The organism is Nevskia sp. (genome assembly GCF_021732705.1).
Lineage (GTDB): Bacteria > Pseudomonadota > Gammaproteobacteria > Nevskiales > Nevskiaceae > Nevskia.
Genome location: NZ_JAKFUM010000017.1, coordinates 21,285 through 40,231 on the forward strand (window position 1 = coordinate 21,285; position 18,947 = coordinate 40,231).

18 protein-coding genes are annotated in these 18,947 nt (G+C 67.3%); 14 read left to right on the plus strand and 4 right to left on the minus strand.

Annotation, left to right across the window (positions count from 1 at the left end):
• Positions 1-22: 22 nt before the first annotated feature.
• Positions 23-460, minus strand: coding sequence for a hypothetical protein (locus QZ951_RS17715; protein ID WP_293003004.1), 438 nt, complete (start codon positions 458-460; stop codon positions 23-25).
• Between the two features lie 137 nt (positions 461-597).
• Between QZ951_RS17715 and QZ951_RS17720 the strand changes: the two genes are divergently transcribed.
• The 12 genes from QZ951_RS17720 to QZ951_RS17775 all read left to right on the plus strand — a co-directional run bounded on the left by QZ951_RS17720 (position 598) and on the right by QZ951_RS17775 (position 14,076).
• On the plus strand, positions 598-1,440 hold the full coding sequence (locus QZ951_RS17720) for a MoxR family ATPase (protein WP_293003005.1): 843 nt from the start codon (positions 598-600) through the stop codon (positions 1,438-1,440).
• 245 nt (positions 1,441-1,685) lie between these two features.
• Complete coding sequence (locus tag QZ951_RS17725; protein WP_293003006.1) at positions 1,686-2,318, plus strand: LemA family protein; 633 nt, start codon at positions 1,686-1,688, stop codon at positions 2,316-2,318.
• 43 nt (positions 2,319-2,361) lie between these two features.
• Complete coding sequence (locus QZ951_RS17730) at positions 2,362-3,264, plus strand: YgcG family protein (protein ID WP_293003007.1); 903 nt, start codon at positions 2,362-2,364, stop codon at positions 3,262-3,264.
• Between the two features lie 4 nt (positions 3,265-3,268).
• Positions 3,269-3,787: a TPM domain-containing protein gene (locus QZ951_RS17735; RefSeq protein WP_293003008.1), complete on the plus strand. Its 519-nt coding sequence runs from the start codon at positions 3,269-3,271 to the stop codon at positions 3,785-3,787.
• 136 nt (positions 3,788-3,923) lie between these two features.
• Entirely contained in the window at positions 3,924-4,472 is a 549-nt protein-coding gene (locus tag QZ951_RS17740) for a heme NO-binding domain-containing protein (RefSeq protein WP_293003009.1), read from the plus strand.
• On the plus strand, positions 4,469-5,350 hold the full coding sequence (locus tag QZ951_RS17745; protein WP_293003010.1) for an ATP-binding protein: 882 nt from the start codon (positions 4,469-4,471) through the stop codon (positions 5,348-5,350). The genes QZ951_RS17740 and QZ951_RS17745 overlap by 4 nt, the downstream gene beginning before the upstream one ends.
• 212 nt (positions 5,351-5,562) lie before the next feature.
• Positions 5,563-7,026 (plus strand): aldehyde dehydrogenase family protein, encoded by a 1,464-nt coding sequence (locus tag QZ951_RS17750; protein WP_293003011.1) that lies wholly within the window; start codon positions 5,563-5,565, stop codon positions 7,024-7,026.
• Between the two features lie 74 nt (positions 7,027-7,100).
• Complete coding sequence (locus tag QZ951_RS17755; RefSeq protein ID WP_293003012.1) at positions 7,101-7,520, plus strand: CopL family metal-binding regulatory protein; 420 nt, start codon at positions 7,101-7,103, stop codon at positions 7,518-7,520.
• Positions 7,521-7,580: 60 nt separating this feature from the next.
• Positions 7,581-8,909: a TolC family protein gene (locus QZ951_RS17760; RefSeq protein ID WP_293003013.1), complete on the plus strand. Its 1,329-nt coding sequence runs from the start codon at positions 7,581-7,583 to the stop codon at positions 8,907-8,909.
• Complete coding sequence (locus QZ951_RS17765) at positions 8,909-10,393, plus strand: efflux RND transporter periplasmic adaptor subunit (protein WP_293003014.1); 1,485 nt, start codon at positions 8,909-8,911, stop codon at positions 10,391-10,393. The genes QZ951_RS17760 and QZ951_RS17765 overlap by 1 nt, the downstream gene beginning before the upstream one ends.
• Positions 10,390-13,551: a CusA/CzcA family heavy metal efflux RND transporter gene (locus tag QZ951_RS17770; RefSeq protein WP_293003015.1), complete on the plus strand. Its 3,162-nt coding sequence runs from the start codon at positions 10,390-10,392 to the stop codon at positions 13,549-13,551. The genes QZ951_RS17765 and QZ951_RS17770 overlap by 4 nt, the downstream gene beginning before the upstream one ends.
• 30 nt (positions 13,552-13,581) lie before the next feature.
• A complete protein-coding gene (locus QZ951_RS17775; protein ID WP_293003016.1) occupies positions 13,582-14,076 on the plus strand; it encodes a hypothetical protein in 495 nt (164 codons plus the stop codon).
• Between the two features lie 43 nt (positions 14,077-14,119).
• On the opposite strand, the gene QZ951_RS17780 is transcribed toward QZ951_RS17775, so the two are convergent.
• From QZ951_RS17780 to QZ951_RS17790, 3 genes are all read right to left on the minus strand, one after another.
• Positions 14,120-14,725: a YdeI/OmpD-associated family protein gene (locus QZ951_RS17780; protein ID WP_293003017.1), complete on the minus strand. Its 606-nt coding sequence runs from the start codon at positions 14,723-14,725 to the stop codon at positions 14,120-14,122.
• 63 nt (positions 14,726-14,788) lie between these two features.
• Entirely contained in the window at positions 14,789-15,538 is a 750-nt protein-coding gene (locus QZ951_RS17785) for a hypothetical protein (protein WP_293003018.1), read from the minus strand.
• Positions 15,539-15,561: 23 nt separating this feature from the next.
• Complete coding sequence (locus tag QZ951_RS17790; RefSeq protein WP_293003019.1) at positions 15,562-17,034, minus strand: RimK family protein; 1,473 nt, start codon at positions 17,032-17,034, stop codon at positions 15,562-15,564.
• Positions 17,035-17,360: 326 nt separating this feature from the next.
• Here QZ951_RS17790 and QZ951_RS17795 point away from each other — a divergent pair, with 326 nt between their 5' ends.
• Together QZ951_RS17795 and QZ951_RS17800 are read left to right on the plus strand one after the other, a co-directional pair.
• Positions 17,361-18,521, plus strand: a complete 1,161-nt coding sequence (locus QZ951_RS17795) for an alpha/beta hydrolase (protein WP_293003020.1) — start codon at positions 17,361-17,363, stop codon at positions 18,519-18,521.
• 14 nt (positions 18,522-18,535) lie between these two features.
• Positions 18,536-18,904 (plus strand): VOC family protein, encoded by a 369-nt coding sequence (locus QZ951_RS17800; protein ID WP_293003021.1) that lies wholly within the window; start codon positions 18,536-18,538, stop codon positions 18,902-18,904.
• Positions 18,905-18,947: the final 43 nt, after the last annotated feature.

Genomic DNA, 18,947 nt, shown 5'->3' on the forward strand with positions numbered 1-18,947 from the left:
TTCATGCCGCACGCGCTGCGGACTACTTCTTGTCCTTGTCCTGGTCCTTCGCGAGCCTCGAATTGAGCTCCGAGATGTAGGCATTCGCTTCGGCGACCGCCTTGTTGGCAACAGCGGCATGCGCATTGGCAGCCGCCGTGTGCACCGTCACGTAGTCCTTCATGCACGCCTGATAGTTGCTAAACGCGTCGTTGAACTGATCGGCTTGGATCTGCGAAGCGAAAGCCTTGATCACCGGGGGCGCTTCACAGGACGGGGCGGCGGGCTCGGCTTCGGGCGTCAGCGGCGTGAACGGCGTGTAGGTGACTTCCGGCAGCTGTTCCGGCGCTTCGACCGCCGGCTTTTCCTTCTTCTTGATCCGCGACGCATTCCCGCCCGGCGGGTTCTGCGCAAGGCTCAGGAACGGAACGAGCAGCGCCGCCAGGATCAGCGTTTTCATCGTGGACGTCATCTTCGGCATGTCAGGTCTTCCTGCCGCAACGCAGGGCGGCGTGGTTCGGGTTAGCGGCCATCGTAGCAAACCGCTGCTGGCAATCGGCGATGTCGCGAGGGCATCGGCTAAACTTGCCGGACCGCCTTTATCGACCGAGACCCCTCATGCGTTTTGCCGGCACCCGCGACTATGTCGCAACCGATGACCTGACCCTTGCCGTCAACGCGGCGGTCACTCTGCAGCGGCCGCTGCTGGTCAAGGGCGAACCGGGCACCGGCAAGACTCGGCTGGCGATGGAAGTGGCGCAGGCGCTCGGCATGCCGTACTTCGAGTGGCATGTGAAGTCGACGACCAAGGCCCAGCAGGGCCTGTACGAGTACGACGCGGTGTCGCGCCTGCGCGATTCCCAGCTCGGCGACGGCAAGGTCAAGGACATCGGCAACTACATCGTCAAGGGCAAGCTCTGGGAGTGCTTCGACTCCGAGGTCCGCCCGCTGCTGCTGATCGACGAGATCGACAAGGCCGACATCGAATTCCCGAACGACCTGCTCAGGGAACTCGACCAGATGGAGTTCTATGTCTACGAGACCAAGCAGCTGGTCAAGGCGAAGAACCGGCCCGTGATCATCATCACCTCGAACAACGAGAAGGAACTGCCGGACGCCTTCCTGCGCCGCTGCTTCTTCCACTACATCCGCTTCCCGGACAAGGAGACGATGCAGAAGATCGTCGACGTGCACCATCCGGACATCAAGAAGAACCTGCTGAAGGAAGCGATGGAAGTGTTCTTCGGCCTGCGCGAGCTGCCCGGCCTGAAGAAGAAGCCGAGCACCTCGGAACTGATCGACTGGCTGAAGCTGCTGATGGCCGAGGACATCGACCCGGCCACGCTGCGCGAAACCAGCGCCAAGAAGACGCTGCCGCCGCTGTACGGCGCGCTGCTGAAGAACGAGCAGGATGTGCACCTGTTCGAGCGTATCGCCTTCATGGCGAGACGCTCGAACTAGCCGTTCCAGACTGCCGCGAGCGTATCGCCTTCATGGCGAGACGCTCGAACTAGCCGTTCCGGACCGCCAGGAACGCATCGCGTTCACGGCATGGCGTTCGCCCTGGCTTTTCGCGCGCCGCGGACGTGCTGTTCGCTGCGTGCTGCATCTCCGGCAATCGGCCGGGTCTTGGAATCCCGCAGACTCGACCCCAGCCTTACTCAGGCGGAGCAACCGCGACCCTGCCCAGTGCCCGGAGATTGCCGATGTCCCGAATTCTTGCTGCCCTGACCTTGTTTGCGACCCTGCTGCTGTCTGGCTGCGGCTACAACACGCTGCAGTCGCAGGACGAGGCGATCAAGTCGGCCTGGGCCGAGGTGCTGAACCAGTACCAGCGCCGTGCCGATCTGGTGCCGAATCTGGTGTCGACGGTCAAGGGTTTCGCCGAACAGGAAAAGGATGTGCTACTCGGTGTCACCGAAGCGCGCTCGAAGGTCGGCGGCATCAATGCCACGCCGGAACTGCTGAATGATCCCGCTGCGTTCAAGAAATTCACCGAAGCGCAGGGCGAGCTGAGCGGTGCGCTGTCGCGACTGCTGGTCGTCACCGAAAACTATCCGCAGCTCAAGTCCGACGGCCTGTTCCGCGACCTGCAGGCTCAGCTGGAAGGCACCGAAAACCGCATCACCGTCGCCCGCAAGCGCTATATCGATTCGGTGGCCGCGTACAACATCACCGTGCGCAGCTTCCCGTCGAACCTGACCGCGATGGTGACCGGCGCCAAGACCAAGCCGAGCTTCGAGGTCGAGAACGAAAAGGCGATCTCCAGCGCGCCGAAGGTCGACTTCAATGCGCCGGCCCCCGCTGCGCCCGCACCGGCCCCCGCTCCGGTTCCGTAACCGAATCTAACGGCCACCTCGGCCCCACACGCTTCGTCAAGCGATGAACGCCAGGTTCCCGCGACTGCTGCGGACGGCTGCGCGAGACTGGCCGGCGCTGCTGATGACGCTGCTGCTGGCGATCGGCAGCGCGCAGGCCGAGGTACCCGTACCGCCGGTCGCGCGCGTCACCGACCTCACCGCCACGCTGTCGCCTGCCGATCAGTCGGCGCTCGAGGCGAAGCTTGCGGCGTTCGAAGCGCGCAAGGGCACGCAGATCGCGGTGCTGGTCGTGCCGACGACCGAGCCGGAAACCATCGAGCAATACGGCATCCGGGTGGCCGAAGCCTGGAAGCTCGGCCGCAAGGGCGTCGACGACGGCGCGGTCCTGATCGTGGCGAAGGACGACCGGAAGCTGCGCATCGAGGTCGGCTACGGGCTCGAAGGCGCGCTGCCGGATGCGATTGCCAAGCGCATCATTCGTGAAGACATCGCCCCGCGGTTCCGCAGCGGCGACTATCCCGGCGGCATCGCGGCCGGGGTCGATCGCCTGATCGCCGTGGCCGATGGCGAGGCACTGCCGCCGCCGAAGCAGCGGCCCGGCGCCAGCGGCCATGCCAAGTCACCGCCGCTCGAACTGCTGTTCGTCGCGTTCTTCGCGGTCTGGGCGGTCATGGGCATCGTCAAGCGGATGCTCGGCACCGGCATCGCCGCCCTCGGCGTCGGCGGCATCATCGGCGTGATTGCTGCGATCCTGCTCGCGTCGCTGATCGCAGGACTGGTGATCGGCGTCATCGGCGCGATCTTCGCGGGCATCGCCTACAGCAGCAATGGCCGCGGCGGTGGCTTCGGCGGCGGCGGGTTCGGTGGTGGCAGCTTCGGCGGCGGCAGCTTCGGCGGCGGTGGCGGCGGCTTCAGCGGCGGCGGCGGCAGCTTTGGTGGCGGTGGCGCCTCGGGAGACTGGTGACACGATGAGCTTGTCGACCCATCCGATCGCGCGCGCGTTCCGGCACCTGTTCACCGGCCCGCTGACCGTGCGTCGCGCGTTCCCGCTGGCGGTGGTCAACCAGATCACCGATGCCGTGCGCGCCTGCGAAACGCAGCACCCGGGCGAGATCCGCTTCGTCATCGAGGCCTCGCTGGAGCCGCGCGAACTACTGGCCGGGCTGACACCGCGCGAACGCGCGGTCGATCTGTTCTCGCGCCTCCGGGTCTGGGATACCGAAAACAACAATGGCGTGCTGATCTACGTGCTGTTCGCCGATCATGCGGTCGAGATCGTGGCCGACCGCGCCGTCGGCGATCGACAGGTTTCGCCGGCGGAATGGCAGGTCGCTTGCGACCGCATGCGCGAGCAGTTCCGCCGCGGCAACTTCGCTGCCGGCGCGATCGCCGGCGTGCAGACCGTGGCCGAAATCCTCGCGCGACATCCGACGGAGCGGCCGGATGTCGGCAACGAGATGCCGGACGCGCCGCTGATCATCCGCTAACGCCGCGCGCTCTGCGCGAAGGCCGCACCGGCGCGCCGCCGCGACTTGGGATCGTCGAGACCGCTCGCCGCCTCCGTCCGTCCGAAGGCGCCGGACACCGCGATGCGCCGCGATTCTTTGATGCGAGAATCCGGCGATGAAAGGGATGATGTTCACCGAGTTTCTCGACATGGTCGAAGCCCGTCACGGGCTGGCGATGAAGGACGCCCTGATCGAGCAAGCGGCACTGCCGAATGCCGGCGCCTACACCTCGGTGGGCAGCTACGATCACCGCGAACTGCTGCGGCTGGCGGCGGCACTGTCCGAGCGCACCGGCGTGCCGATGCCAGCCTTGATGGCCGAGTACGCCGACGCCGTGTTCGAACTGTTCCTGCGGCGCTATCGGCCGATGATCGAACGGGCGACGTCCTGCTTCGATTTTCTCGGCCGGATCGAAAGCTACATCCACGTCGAGGTCCGCAAGCTGTATCCGGATGCGGAATTCCCGAGCTTCAGCTATCCGCAGCACGACACGCAGGTCCTGGTGATGGACTACCGCTCGCCGCGGCCGATGTCGGTGTTCGCCGAAGGCCTGATCCGCGCCACGATCCGCCACTACGGCGAGCCGATCGATCTGGCGGTCGAGGATCAGTCCGACGGCCGCGGCACGGCGGCGCGCTTCACGATGACCCGTCGCCCGGCATGAGCGCGAGTCCGGAAGACCTGCTGCGCCGCGAGCTGGCGCGCGAGAAGGCGGCGCGCCGTGCGGCCGAGGAACTGCTGGAGCAGAAGAGCCTCGAGCTGTATCAGCGCAATGCCGAACTCGAGCGCGAGGTCGGCATGCGGCGCGAGATCGAGAACACGCTGCGCGAGCAGGCCGCGGCACTGGTCCGCTCCAACGGTGATCTCGAACAGTTCGCGTACGTGGCGTCGCACGATCTGCAAGCGCCGCTGCGGACTATTTCCGGCTTCTCGCAGCTGCTGGTCCGGCGCAATGCCGACACGCTGGATGCCGAAAGTCAGGAGTTCCTGCAGTTCATCGAGGACGGCACCAAGCGCCTGCACGCGCTGATCCAGGATCTGCTGGCGTTCTCGCGCGTCAGCCGCAGCAACCTGCAGCCGACCGCGGTCAACCTGCAGGCGGTGGTCGAATCGGTCTGCGAGACGCTGAAGCTCGGGCCGGAAGCGGCCGGTGCCGAGGTCATCGCCGACGCGCTGCCGGACGTGCTGGCCGACCGCACGCAGATGACCCTGCTGTTCCAGAACCTGATCGACAACGGCGTGAAGTTCCGGCGCAAGGACGTGCCGCCGGTCGTGCGCGTTCGCGCAGCGCGCCACGACAGCACGTGGCGGATCGTGGTCGAGGACAACGGCATCGGCATTCCGCCCGAACATGCCGAGCGCGTGTTCACGATCTTCCAGCGCCTGCATCACGCGACCGAGTACGCCGGCACCGGCATCGGGCTGCCGATCTGCAAGAAGATCGTCGAGCGTCGTGGCGGCCGGATCTGGGCGCAGGCGGCCGAGCCGGGGCCGGGGACCGCATTCCACATCGAAATTCCGGTGCAGCCGCCGCTGGCCTGAGCGATTTCGGCGGAATTCCGGCGAAATCCGCACGATTTCGGTCAAGGCTGGGCCATTCCGGTGCTGCCAGTGACGAAAACCGGCTGGCGCGTCATCCGGTTTTTACCTAAGCTCAAACACCCGTTCAATTAATGCAACGCCACTAAATCGTGCCGCAACCGAGTTGCGCACGATTTTCAGCGGGTCGGCGTCGAGTTCTGGAGGTTGTCCCGATGAGCACTGTCGTTTCCTATCTGCCGTCCGCCTATGCCGCCCAGAGCCAGGGCCAGAGCCTCGAAGCCGATATCCATCGCGTGTTCGACGGCCAGCGCGCGACGGCGCTGCGGCTGCGCACCTCGACGCTCCAAGAGCGCCTCGACAAGATCAAGAAGCTGAAGAACGCACTGCTCGCGCATCGCGAGGAACTGCTCGCCGCCGGCTACGCCGACTTCAAGAAGCCGCCGGCCGAAGTCGAACTGACCGAGCTGCTGCCGGTCATCGCCGAAGCGAACGACGCCATCCGCAAGCTCAAGAGCTGGATGAAGCCGACGCAGGTCTGGCCGTCGCGCGCGACGCTCGGCCTGAAGGCCTGGGTGCAGTACGAGCCGAAGGGCCGCACCCTGATCATCTCGCCGTGGAACTACCCGGTGAACCTGACGTTCTGCCCGCTGATCAGCGCCATCGCCGCCGGCAACACGGCGATCCTGAAGCCGTCGGAAATGACGCCGCACTGCGCGGCGCTGATGACCAAGATCATCGGCAAGACCTTCACGCCGGACGAGGTGGCGATCTTCGAAGGCGACGCCGCGGTGTCGACCACCCTGCTGTCGCTGCCGTTCGACCACATCTTCTTCACCGGCTCGGCGGCGATCGGCAAGGTGGTGATGGCCGCGGCCGCCAAGCACCTGACCAGCGTCACGCTCGAACTGGGCGGCAAGAGCCCGACGATCATCGACGCCACGGCCGATCTGAAGGTCGCCGCGCAGAACATCCTGTGGGGCAAGTTCACCAACAACGGCCAGACCTGCATCGCGCCGGACCACGTGTTCGTGCACGCCTCGGTCAAGGACCAGTTCGTGCGCGAGTGCAAGACCGTGCTCGATGCCACCTACGGCGCCGATGCCGCCGCCCAGCAGAAGAGCCCGTTCCTGGCCCGCATCGTCAACCAGCGCCACACCGGCCGCATCAAGAGCCTGCTCGACGATGCCACCGCCAAGGGGGCCAAGGTGCTCACGGGCGGATCGGTCGACGAGTCCGACTGCTACATCGCCCCGACCCTGATCGAGAACATCCCGGCCGATGCCAAGATCATGTCCGAGGAAATCTTCGGGCCGCTGCTCCCGATCATCGCGTTCAACAACGTCGACGACGTGATCGCCCGCATCAACGCCGATCCGAAGCCGCTGGCGCTCTACATCTGGAGCAAGAACGAGGCGAACATCGACAAGCTGCTGAAGCAGACCTCGGCCGGTGGCACCTGCATCAACCACACGGTCGTCCACTTCCTGCACGGCAACCTGCCGTTCGGCGGCGTCAACAATTCCGGCATCGGCCGCGCGCACGGTCACTACGGCTTCCAGGATTTCTCGCACGCCCGCTCGGTCGTCCGCACGCGCATCATGCTGGCGAAGATGTTCTTCCCGCCGTACACCGACAAGATGCGCAAGATCGTCAACCTGCTGATCAAGACGGTCTGATCGGCGGCTCATCGCGACGCCGGCGGGACGCCTGCTGAACTTTCCGCCGCGCCGCCCGGTCTGTCCGACAGCCAATGATCCGCCAACGCGCCCTTTCGCTGCTGACCGTGCTTGCCCTGCTGTGGCAGGGCGCGGTGTCGGCTGCGATGGCGCCGTCCATGGCACTGGCGATCAGTCCCCCGGCGGCGATCGCAGCTCCATCGGAAGTCCCGGCAGCCATGGCGATGCCGTGCCATGACATGCCGGGCATGCGCCATCACGACGCAGCGCCGGACCCGCTTCCGGCGAAGGCTGCGACGTCGATGGCATGCTGTGACACGAGCGGCCACTGCCTGTGTGCGGCCGCCTGCGGTGCGGCGATGCTGCCGATGCCGCTGCTCGATCTGGCGCTGCTGCCGCAGGCCAGCCTGCATGCGTCGATGCCGGCTTCAGCCCCGGCCGCGGCGCCGCCGCCCCATCCGTTCCGACCTCCCATCGCGGCACCCGCCATCTGACGCTGATGCCGCGCCGGCCCTGATGCCGGTGCGCCGTGATGTCGTTGCGGAGCCGTTTCCATGTCGATTTCCCCCGCGTTGCGCCGCGCGCGCGCCATCGCTGCCCTGTGTGTCGGGCTGGCGTGGCGTGCGTCACCGGCGATGGCTGCACCCGATGCACCCGACGTTTCCGTTGCAGCGTCTGCTGCTGACGAAGCCGCCAGCGAGCCGTTGACGCTCGATGTCGCCCGCAGGCTGGCGGCACGTGCTCAGCCGGCGATCGAAGCGCAAGGCCATGCGGTCGACGCGCTTCGCGCGGCTGCGGTTGCCGCCCGGCAGTTGCCGGACCCGACGCTCAAGGGCGGCGTGACCGACCTGACCATCACCGGGCCGGATGTCGGCACCTTGCGCCGCCAGACCGACACGCAATTCACCGTCGGCATCGCGCAGGCATTTCCGCGGGGCGACAAGCGCCGGCTGCGCGGCGAGCGCGCCGATGCCGAGGCGGCGCTGGCCGCGCGGCGGCTGCTGACTGACCGGCTCACGCTCGAGCGGGATGTCGGCCTCGCCTGGCTCGATGTCTGGAAAGCGGTGCAGGCGCAGTCGCTGGCACGTCAGGCCGAGCACGAGGCATCGCTGCAGCTCGATGCCGTGCGGATCGCGTACGCCAGCGGGCGCAGCGCGCAGGCCGATGTGCGCGCCGCGAGCGTGGCGCTGGAACTGCTGCGCGATGATCGCGCCAAGCTCGAACAGGACGAAGCGCATGCCCGCGCCGCCCTGTCGCGCTGGCTCGGCGATGTCGCGTATCGGCCGCTGGCGCCGGGTGCGCCGGACATCGCCGATCCACCACCGCTGCCCGAGTTGCTGACCGGGCTGCGCACGCATCCGCACGTCAACATCGCCGATGCCGAAGTCACCGTCGCCGAAGCCGACGTGGCGCTGGCGAAGCAGGCCTATCGCCCGGATTTCAGTATCGAAATCGGCTACGGCCATCGACCGGCGTTCAGCGATTACGTGAACCTGCAGGTCGGCATCGATCTGCCGGTGTTCACCGCCAACCGGCAGGACCGCAGCCTGCTGGCGCGCCGCGCCGAACTGGAACGGGCCGAAGCGCTGCGCGAAGACAGCTTTCGCGAGCATGCCGCCGACGCCCGGCTGAACCATGGGGACTGGGTGCTGCTGGGCCGACGGCTGGCGAGCTTCGACTCGGTGATCCTGCCGGAAGCCGAGGCCCGCATCGGAGCCGCGCGCCTCGCCTGGGCTGGCGGGCAGGGCACGCTCGCCGCCGTCCTCGACGCCCGGCAATCCCTGCTGACGACGCGCCTGCGCCGTCTCGATCTCGAAACCGACCGCAGCCGCCACGCGCTGGCGCTGCGTTACCTCGGCGTATCCGCCGATGGAGCGAAGTGATGAACCCATCCCGAATCCTGACTGGCGTGGCCCTGCTCGCCATCGCGCTGTCCGCCGCCTGGTGGTTCACCCGCGGCCCATCGACGCCGCCCGTCGTTGCCGAGCGTCAGCCGCTGTACTGGTACGACCCGATGGTGCCGGACCAGAAGTTCGACAAGCCGGGCAAGTCGCCGTTCATGGACATGCAGCTGGTGCCGAAGTACGCCGACGACGAGGCCGCACCGGCCGCGACGGCCGCGGAGGCTGCCGCGACGCCCGCCGAACGCGAGCCCTTGTACTGGTACGACCCGATGGTGCCGGACCAGAAGTTCGACAAGCCGGGCAAGTCGCCATTCATGGACATGCAGCTGGTGCCGAAGTACGCCGATGACGAGGCCGCCGCTGCATCGGTGGCGGTATCCGAAGCGGCGGCTGCCACGGGCGACAGCTTCCGGATCGATCCGCGCGTGGTGCAGAACCTCGGCGTTCGGCTGGCGACGGTCGAGCGGCGCGCGCTGTCGCAGCAGGTGCAGGCAGCGGGGGCAATCGCGGTGGACGAGCATGGCATCGAGGCGCAGCAGGTCCGCGTGGCCGGCTGGGTCGAAAAGCTCAACGTGCGCGCGGTCGGCGATCCGGTGACGCGCGGGCAGTTGCTGGCATCGATCAACACGCCGGAACTGTTCGCCGCGCAATCCGAATTCCTGCTGGCGCTGCGCTCGGGCGATGCGGCGCTGAAAGACGCGGCGCGCACGCGGCTGGCGCTGTTCGGCGTCGGCGAAGCCCAGATCGCGCGCATCGCGACAACCGGCGTGGCCGAGCGCCGCGTCGACTACTTCGCCCCGCGCGATGGCTATGTGATGGAACTGGGCGTGCGGCAAGGCGCGATGGTGTCGCCGGGCATGACGCTGTTCCAGATCGCCGGGCTCGACCGCGTCTGGCTCAACGCCGAGGTGCCGGAAGCGCAGGGCGCCTGGATCCAGCCCGGCGATGCCGCGCAGGCCAGCCTCTCGGCGCTGCCGGGCGAACGCTTCGACGGCACGGTCGAATACCTGTACCCCGAAGTCGGCGGCAGCACCCGCACCTTGCGCCTGCGCATCGCGCTGGACAACCGCAGCCGCCGCCTGCGGCCGGGCCTGTACGCCAGCGTGCAGCTGGCCGGTGCCGCGCGCGCGCCGGCGCTGACCGTGCCGACCGAGGCGGTGATCCGCACCGGCACGCGCAGTGTCGTGCTGATCGCCGACGAGTCGTCGCGCTTCACGCCGGTGCTGGTGCGGCTCGGGGCGGAAGTGGGGGATCGGATCGAAGTGCTCGACGGCCTGAGCGACGGCCAGCAGGTGGTCGCCAGCGGCCAGTTCCTGATCGATTCGGAAGCCAGTCTGCGCGGCGCGCTGGATCGGCTGTCGGCGGTGGCGCCGGAAGCGCCCGCAGCCGGTGCCACGACCGACGCCGATGATCCGCATGCCGGGCATGACGGCCACGCCGGGCATCAGGGCCACGCGCCATGATCGCCGCGATCATCCGAGGATCGATCGCGAACCGTGCGCTGGTGCTGATGGTCACCGCGCTGCTCGCGCTGTGGGGCGTGCATGCGGTGCGCGCGACGCCACTCGACGCGATCCCGGACCTTTCGGACACGCAGGTCATCATCCGCACCAGCTGGCCGGGGCAGGCGCCGCAGGTGGTCGAGGATCAGGTCACCTATCCGCTGACGACGACCATGCTGTCGGTGCCCGGCGCGCGCACCGTGCGCGGCTATTCGATGTTCGGCGATTCGTTCGTCTATGTGATCTTCGACGATCACACCGATCTCTACTGGGCGCGTTCGCGCGTGCTCGAGTATCTGAACCAGGTCAGCGGACGCCTGCCGCCGGCCGCGAAGCCGACGCTTGGCCCCGATGCCACCGGCGTGGGCTGGATCTACGAATACGCGCTGGTCGATCGCAGCCATCGTCTGGACATCTCGCAGCTGCGCGCGATCCAGGACTGGTTCCTGAAGTTCGAGCTGAAGAGCGTGCCGAACGTCGCCGAAGTCGCCAGCGTCGGCGGCCTGGTCAAGCAGTATCAGATCGTGCTCGATCCGGACCGGCTGCGGGCGCTGAACATCCCGATCGCCGCCGTGGTCGACGCCATCAAGGCCAGCAACAACGAGGCGGGCGGCTCGGTGCTGGAGTTGGGCGAAGTCGAATACGCGGTGCGCGCCAGCGGCTATCTCCAGTCGCTCGACGACTTCCGCGCCGTGCCGATCAAGCTCGGGCCGAACGGCGTGCCGGTGCTGCTGGGCGATGTCGCCCGCGTGCAGATCGGGCCCGAACTGCGCCGCGGCGTTTCGGAACTCGACGGCAGCGGCGAAGCGGTCGGCGGCATCATCGTCATGCGGTCCGGCGAGAACGCACTGGCCACGATCCGCGCCGTGCGCGCGAAACTCGACGCGCTGAAGCCGGGCCTGCCGGCCGGCGTCGAAGTGGTGCCGACCTACGATCGCTCGGAACTGATCCTGAACGCCGTCGGCACGCTGAAGGCACGGCTGATCGAGGAAATGATCATCGTCGCCGTGGTCTGCGCGCTGTTCCTGTTCCATCTGCGCTCGGCGTTCGTCGCCATCGTCAGCCTGCCGCTCGGCATCGTCGCGGCGTTCGCGGTGATGAGGGCGCAGGGCGTCAATGCCAACATCATGTCGCTCGGCGGCATCGCGATCGCGATCGGCGCGATGGTCGACGCGGCCGTGGTGATGATCGAGAACGCGCACAAGCATCTGGAAGCTGTGAGGCGTGAGGCGGGAGGGGTGAGGCGTGGCGAGCTGCCTTTTGCCGAGCGCTTGCGCGTCATCACCGAATCGGCCGCGGAAGTCGGCCCGGCGCTGTTCTTCTGCCTGCTGATCATCACCCTGAGCTTCGTGCCGGTGTTCACGCTCGAAGCGCAGGAAGGCAAGCTGTTCGGACCGCTGGCGCTGACCAAGACCTATGCGATGGCCGCTGCAGCCGGCTTGTCGATCACGCTGATTCCGGTGCTGATGCTGTACTTCATCCGCGGCCACATTCCGGATGAGCAGCAGAACCCGCTGAGCCGTGCGCTGATTGCGCTGTACCGGCCGGCGCTGCGGGCAGTGCTGCGCTTTCCGAAAGTGACGCTGACGCTGTCGGCCCTGTTGCTGGCGTCGGCGATCATGCCATTGGCGAAGCTCGGCACCGAGTTCATGCCGCCGCTGGTCGAGGGCGATCTGCTGTACATGCCGTCGGCCTTGCCCGGGCTCTCCGCCGACAAGGCCTCGCAGCTGATGCAGCAGACGGACCGGCTGATCATGCAGTTCCCGGAAGTCGAGCGCGTGTTCGGCAAGGCCGGCCGTGCCGAGTCCGCGACCGATCCCGCCGGGCTCGAAATGTTCGAGACCACGATCCGCTTCAAGCCGCGTTCGGCCTGGCCGGATCAGGGCAAGTCGCAGGATGCGCTGATCGACGAGCTGAACGCCGCGCTGAACATTCCGGGGCTCGCCAACCTCTGGGTGCAGCCGATCCGCAACCGCATCGACATGCTGTCCACCGGCATCAAGAGCCCGGTCGGCGTGAAGATCGCCGGGGCCGATCTGAAGGTGATCGAGCAGATCGGCACCGAGATCGAGACCGTGCTGAAGGACGTGCCCGGCACGCGCTCGGCCTATGCCGAACGCGTGCGTGGCGGCCGTTATGTCGATGTGCGGCCGGACCGCGCGAAGGCGGCGCGCTACGGCCTGAGCATCGCCGACGTGCAGCAGGTGGTCAGCCTCGCGATCGGCGGCGAGAACATCGGCGAGACCATCGAAGGCCGGCAGCGCTTCCCGATCAACCTGCGCTATCCGCGCGAACTGCGCGATTCCGTGGCCAGCCTCCGCGTGCTGCCGATCGTCACGGCCGGTGGCGCCACGATCACGCTCGGGGAGGTCGCCGAGATCGCGATCAGCGATGGCCCGCCGCAGCTCAAAAGCGAGAACGCGCGTCTGAACGGCTGGGTCTATGTCGACATCGCCGGCGGCATCGGCGGCCGCGATCTGGGCGGCTACGTGCGCGAAGCGCAGGCGCAGGTCGCCGCCCGCGTGACGCTGCCGCCCGGCTATTCGGTGACCTGGAGCGGGCAGTTCGAGTATCTCGAACGCGCGTCGAAGCGCCTGCAGCTCGTCGTGCCGTTCACGCTGTTCATCATCCTGATCCTGCTGTACCTGACGTTCCGCGCGTTCACGCCGGCACTGCTGATCATGGCGACCTTGCCGTTCGCGCTGATCGGCGGGCTCTGGCTGCTGCTGGCGCTTGGCCACAACCTGTCGATCGCGTCCGCCGTCGGCTTCATCGCGCTGGCCGGCGTCGCGGCAGAGTTCGGCGTGATCATGCTGCTGTATCTCGATCAGGCGATCGCCAAGCGGGGCGCTGCGCTGACGCGCGCGAGCCTGATCGACGCGATTGAAGAGGGTGCCGTGCTGCGAGTGCGGCCGAAGGCGATGACGGTGGCGGTGATCGTCGCCGGCCTGTTGCCGATCCTGTTCGGGGGCGGCACCGGCGCCGAAGTGATGCGCCGGATCGCAGCACCGATGGTCGGCGGCATGATCTCGGCACCGCTGCTGTCGCTGTTCGTGCTGCCGGCGGCGGTGCTGCTGCTGCGCGGGCGGCGGCTGCCGCGAACGTCGAGTGCAGCGTGATCGCCGTTCGACTCGGGCTAGACTTCCGCCATGAACCAGCCCCCTTCCAGCGATCAGCGATCCGCCACGCCGGCCACCAGCCGCTGGCCGTTCGTGCGCGATGTCCTCGTGTTCCAGCTGAAGCTGTTCCTCGGCAATCTCGTGAACTTCGTGCTGTCCCCGGTGACGATCGTTGCCGCGCTCTACGATGTGCTGGCCAAGCCGGCGCACGAGAATTCCGCGTTCTACGAGGCGCTGAAGATCGGCCGCGAAGCCGAGGAGCGGATCAACATCTACGGCGCCATCGGCGGCTATCACGCCACCGGTTCATCGAATCCGGACGACGGTGAAGCGGCTGCCGCGGGTTCTGCAGACAACGGCCCGACCGTCGCCAACGGCTTCAAGGGCGCGACCGTCGATACCGTGCTGCGCAAGGTCGAGGACGTCATTGCCCGCGAAGCCGGCAAGGGCGGCACCGCCGCGAGCATCAAGGCCGCAGTCGAGCGCGCGATCGACGAACTGCGCGGGTCGTCGAAGAAAAAGTGATGCGCTCGGCGCGTCGTCACGCGTCGATGTCCCACCCCTGCGTTCAGCGCGCTTCGTACTTCCAGTGGCGCGCCTTGCCGTCGGCAATCCAGTCGATGGCCTGCGCAATGCGCTTGTCCCGCGTCGCGTCGGTCTTCGCCTCGATGATCCATTCGAGATACTCGCGCTGCTTGCCCGGCGTGAACGCCTGGAACTGCGCGGCGGCGGCCGCGTGGCCGGCAAGCGCGGCCGCGAACGTCGGTGGCATCGCCAGCGCCGGTTTGGCCACGCGCGGTACGGCCGCTTTCGGCTTGCCGCCGGCCTGATTCATCGCCGCGGCCTTCGCGATCAGCGCCTGCAGTTCGGCGTCTGACGGCAAGTCCGCCAACTGCGTGATCCGCCCGAATTCGCCCATCGCATCCCCGGTCGGTGGCGGGGCCTTGTCGGCTGTCAGCCGATGCTTCCAGAAGCCGAACCCGCAATGCGCCTTGAACGCCGCCATGTGGCACAGCACACCGTAATGCTCGAAGAACGGCATGCCCCACTTGATGGTCTCGACCACGCCCGGACAGGCCGCATGCACCTGCGCGCGCAGGTGGTTCAGGATCGGCTGCGCGAACGGCGCGGCGGCGGCGATGTAGCGATCGATGCGTTCGTCATGCTGCGGCATGGGGCAGTCTCCGAAAAGCCAGCGATCCGTTGATCGGGATGGGCAGGGTCGATCGCCGCGGCGTCAACGCCCTGCCTGCTGGCACTGTCGTCGATTGAACCAGACCGCCTTGGCCGTTGGCAGGTAGCTGTCGAAATCGGTCGGCGGCAGGGCCTCTTCGAGTGCTGCGGCATCGGCAACGCTGCCGGCGCGGGTCGCGACGAGGGTCTTCAGGCAATCGGCCTTCCGTCCGAGGTGATACTGCGTGATCGCGAGGTCGTTGCGCACCCGATCGCGTTCCATCCAGAACAGCAGGTCGCCGCAGTCCTGATCGAAGCGCTGCAGCAGCACCAGCGCCTGCGCGTAGTCGCGGGCGCGGTAGCGCTTCGCAAAGGCTTCTCGTCGCGCCGTGCGCTGGCGCTCGGTGCACGCGGCTGATGGTCGGCGGTAGGTGTAGTCGAAGCCGGCGCGGGCGCCGCAATGGCTGCTGCAGGCATCGAGGGTCGGCGACGACACGGCAATGTCCGCGCCGACGAGCTTGAAATCGATCACGCAGCGCGGTGCATCATCGGCCTCGTCAGCGTCACGGTCTTCGACCAGGATCGCCTGCCGATCCACGATGCGGCCTTCGAGCGAACAGGTGTGGGCGTTGCTGCCGATCGTTTCAATCGTGAATGCCTGGCTGCCGACATCGGCGGTGACCGGCGCGAGGGTCAGCGCGCCCCAGCCGCCGCTCGCGGTGTACTCACCGGCGGGCAGGCTCGGAGCGGCGTGCGCCGAGCTTGCGCAGACACTGGCCGTCAGGATCGTCAGCATCGACCACGCACGAACCATGACCATCCTCCGGCGATGCCGCGTCAGCTCGACTCGCGCATCCGCGTCTGGGCGTCGAGCTTCTTGACGAAGTATTCGATGATGCGGCGGTAGATCGCATCCTTCAGCACGAGGTCTTCGACGCCGAAGTCGATGTTCGGGTTGTCGTTGACTTCGATGACCTTGACCACGTTGCCGAACTGCTTGAGATCGACGCCGTAGAGGCCGTCGCCGACCGCGCGCGCGGCCTGCACGGCCACGCTGAGCACCTGCTTCGGAACATTGGCGACGTCGAGCGTCTCGTGGTCGCCTTCGCTCTTCGCACCCTTGGCGTCGCGCTTGACCACCTGCCAGTGCTGCTTGGCCATGAAGTAGCGGCAGGCGTACAGCGGCTGGCCGTCGAGCACGCCGACGCGCCAGTCGTATTCCGTGGGCTCGAAGGCCTGGGCCACGATCAGGTCCGAGCGTTCGAGGAAATCGCGCGTTTCGCGCTTGAACTCGATGGCGTTCTCGACCTTGATCACGCCCTTGCTGAACTGCGAATCCGGCTGTTTCAGCACCATCGGAAAGCCCAACTCGCGCACCACTTCATCGAGGTTCGCTCGGTGCAGCAGCACGGTTTTCGGTTGCGGAATGCGGTGCCGCTCCATCAGTTGCGCGAGGAACACCTTGTTGGCGGCGCGCAGGATCGATTCCGGCGCGTCGACCACGATCAGGCCTTCGCGCGCGGCGCGGCGGGCGAAGCGGTAGGTGTGGTGGTTGACCGCCGTGGTTTCGCGGATGAACAGCGCGTCGTACTCGGCGACGTGGCCGTAGTCGCCCTTGTCGAGGAAATCGACCGAGAAGCCGAGGTCTTCCGCCGCCTTCTCGAAAGCCTTCAGCGCCCGGGCGTTCGACGGCGGTTCCTTCTCGTCCTCGTTGATCAGGATCGCGAGGTCGTAGCGGGTGGAATCGCGCTTCTTGCGCGGGCTTCGGCGGCGCGTGAAGTAGTCGCGCGCGGTCTGGTACAGGAATTCGTGGTGGCTGGCCGGCACTTCGCCGAGGGCGATCGGGCCGAGCGTGTCGACGCGCCATTCGTCGCCGCGCCAGACGAACTTGGCCTGCAGCAGCGGCGCCGGGAACAGGTTGAACAGCGCCCGCGCCAGCTTCTCGTGGCGGATGTACGGCGAATCGCCGAAGTAGACGTTCAGCACGTATTCGCTGGAGCCGAGCCGGGCGAGGCTCTTCTGCATCAGCTCCTCGATCTCGTCGTTCAGCACGCTCGGCGATTCGGCGAGCTTCAGATCCTGGACGGTCGTGATGTCCGGCAGGATGCGGTGACCGCGCGCGCCCGCCAGCAGCGACACGTAGTAGCCGGTGGTCTGATAGCTGAAGGTGCGGCACAGGTTGTAGACGCGGGCGCCGCGGATGCGGGTGAATTCGTCCTGCGTCAGGTACTTCCACGCGGTGACGACTTCGACGCCGGGGATTTCCACCGGCCAGTCGGACAGCTGATCGACGACGACGAGGCCGCTCACGGCAGCATCGCCTTCCGGCATTGCGGAGGTTCGTCGGCGCTGTCGCCGGGATGTTCGCTGACCGGCGCGGCCAAGCTGCCGGCGGTTTCGAGTTGCGGGTCGGGCATGCCTGCGGACGGCTCGTGGCGGTGGGGGAAGGCGATGGCTGGAAATGCTAGCACGCGACGTTTGCGGCACCGGCGGCGCATCCGGCGGCGGAGGACCGGCGTAGGCTATGACGAAGCGAACGTCGGCTAGAGACTGCCTATGGCCGTCGGGCGTTCCATCGAAAAGCCACCCGGACCACCGGGACCATTCAGGCAACCGCGTTCAGGGAGAGAGACACCATGTTTGGACGAGACCCGTTCCACCGTCGGCGGCAGACCACCTGGTTGACGGCGCTGCCCCGGTTGTCGGCCGCGCTCGGATTGCTGGCCACGGCGGTGATCGCGAACCCGGCGGCCGCGCAGACGACGGTGCCATCGCCGAACGCGGTGGAGTCGCTGCCGGTGTCGTTCCGGGTGGTCAATCGCAACGACTCCAACGTTCCGTGCCTCGCCGACGGCAAGACCTACACCGTTCGTGGTCATCTCGTCGGCCCTGCGGCGGATCTCCGCAACCCGTTTCCGCGCAGCGTCACGACCTACCTGCACGGCATCGGCTGGGGCGAGTTCTACTGGCATTTCCAGTCCCAGCCCGAGTACGACTACGCCACGCTGATGGCGCAGCGCGGCCATACCTCGCTGGTCTATGACCAGCTCGGCTACGGTGCCAGCGACCGGACGCCGGGTCTGCTGAATTGCTACGGCTCGGAAGCCAGCGTGGCCAACCAGATCATCGGCGCGCTGAAGACCGGGCGCTACACGGTCGTCGGCCGGACGACGGTGCCGACCTTCGCGCAGGTCGCGCTGGCGTCGAATCAGGCCGCGGCCCTGGTCTCGCAGCCGACCGTCTACTCGTATTCCGCACCGCTGGCACCGAACGCCGACGCGCTAATCGTCACCTCGTTCGCCGACTTCGCGGGCGCCTTCAAGCCGGCGTTCGCGCTGCAATCGGCGCCGTTCTTCAGCCGGTGCCTGCTCGGCGGCGAGCCCAGTGACGGCCCCGGCGGCAGCGGTCCGAGGTTCTACGTGAACTTCCCGCCGTCAGACGAGGCCTTCGCCAGCGTCAACTTCGCCAATGCCGATCCGGCGATCGTCGCCGCCGCCACTGCGGCCCGCGGCCGCTCGCCATGCGGCGAGGCCCTGTCCGCGTTCCAGACTATCGGCCTCGATTCACTGCAGATCCTGCTGCGTCAGGTCCGCGTGCCGGTGCTGATCGTCAACGGCCTCGACGATGCCTTCTTCATCCAGCCGCTCGGCGGCAATGCCCAGCGCCGCCTGTATCCGAACAGCCCGGACGTGACGGTGGCGTTCATCGCCAACGCCGGACAGGCGCTGACCCTCGAACGCACCGCGCCGGACTTTCGCAATGTGATGGATGCCTGGCTCCGCGCCCGCCGGTTCTGACGAGGCTGATCCCGATGACGATTCTCGGACTGCGTACCGCGATCTATCCGGTTCCCGATCTGGCGGCCGGCAAGCTGTTCTACAGCGCCGTGCTCGGCACCGCGCCGTACTTCGACGAGCCGTACTACGTCGGCTTCCGCGTTGGCGGCTTCGAGCTCGGGCTGCTCCCGGACGAGAAGCCCGGCGTTGACGGCACGCAGGCGATCTGGGGCACGGCGGATATCGATGCCGAATACGCCCGCCTGCTGTCGATCGGTGCGACCCCGCTGGTGCCGGTCAACGACGTCGGCGGCGGCATCCGCGTGGCCGACGTGCTGGACCCGTTCGGCAACCGGTTCTCGATCATCGAGAACCCGCATTTCGATCCGGCGGCGGTGCGCTGAACGCGCTATCAGCCGTGACGACGGGGATTCAGCTGAATCCCCG

Coding starts and splice junctions, on each gene's coding strand:
- QZ951_RS17715 (WP_293003004.1), bottom strand. CDS start 460: ATGCCGAAGATGACGTCCACGATGAAAACGCTGATCCTGGCGGCGCTG.
- QZ951_RS17720 (WP_293003005.1), top strand. CDS start 598: ATGCGTTTTGCCGGCACCCGCGACTATGTCGCAACCGATGACCTGACC.
- QZ951_RS17725 (WP_293003006.1), top strand. CDS start 1,686: ATGTCCCGAATTCTTGCTGCCCTGACCTTGTTTGCGACCCTGCTGCTG.
- QZ951_RS17730 (WP_293003007.1), top strand. CDS start 2,362: ATGAACGCCAGGTTCCCGCGACTGCTGCGGACGGCTGCGCGAGACTGG.
- QZ951_RS17735 (WP_293003008.1), top strand. CDS start 3,269: ATGAGCTTGTCGACCCATCCGATCGCGCGCGCGTTCCGGCACCTGTTC.
- QZ951_RS17740 (WP_293003009.1), top strand. CDS start 3,924: ATGAAAGGGATGATGTTCACCGAGTTTCTCGACATGGTCGAAGCCCGT.
- QZ951_RS17745 (WP_293003010.1), top strand. CDS start 4,469: ATGAGCGCGAGTCCGGAAGACCTGCTGCGCCGCGAGCTGGCGCGCGAG.
- QZ951_RS17750 (WP_293003011.1), top strand. CDS start 5,563: ATGAGCACTGTCGTTTCCTATCTGCCGTCCGCCTATGCCGCCCAGAGC.
- QZ951_RS17755 (WP_293003012.1), top strand. CDS start 7,101: ATGATCCGCCAACGCGCCCTTTCGCTGCTGACCGTGCTTGCCCTGCTG.
- QZ951_RS17760 (WP_293003013.1), top strand. CDS start 7,581: ATGTCGATTTCCCCCGCGTTGCGCCGCGCGCGCGCCATCGCTGCCCTG.
- QZ951_RS17765 (WP_293003014.1), top strand. CDS start 8,909: ATGAACCCATCCCGAATCCTGACTGGCGTGGCCCTGCTCGCCATCGCG.
- QZ951_RS17770 (WP_293003015.1), top strand. CDS start 10,390: ATGATCGCCGCGATCATCCGAGGATCGATCGCGAACCGTGCGCTGGTG.
- QZ951_RS17775 (WP_293003016.1), top strand. CDS start 13,582: ATGAACCAGCCCCCTTCCAGCGATCAGCGATCCGCCACGCCGGCCACC.
- QZ951_RS17780 (WP_293003017.1), bottom strand. CDS start 14,725: ATGCCGCAGCATGACGAACGCATCGATCGCTACATCGCCGCCGCCGCG.
- QZ951_RS17785 (WP_293003018.1), bottom strand. CDS start 15,538: ATGGTTCGTGCGTGGTCGATGCTGACGATCCTGACGGCCAGTGTCTGC.
- QZ951_RS17795 (WP_293003020.1), top strand. CDS start 17,361: ATGTTTGGACGAGACCCGTTCCACCGTCGGCGGCAGACCACCTGGTTG.
- QZ951_RS17800 (WP_293003021.1), top strand. CDS start 18,536: ATGACGATTCTCGGACTGCGTACCGCGATCTATCCGGTTCCCGATCTG.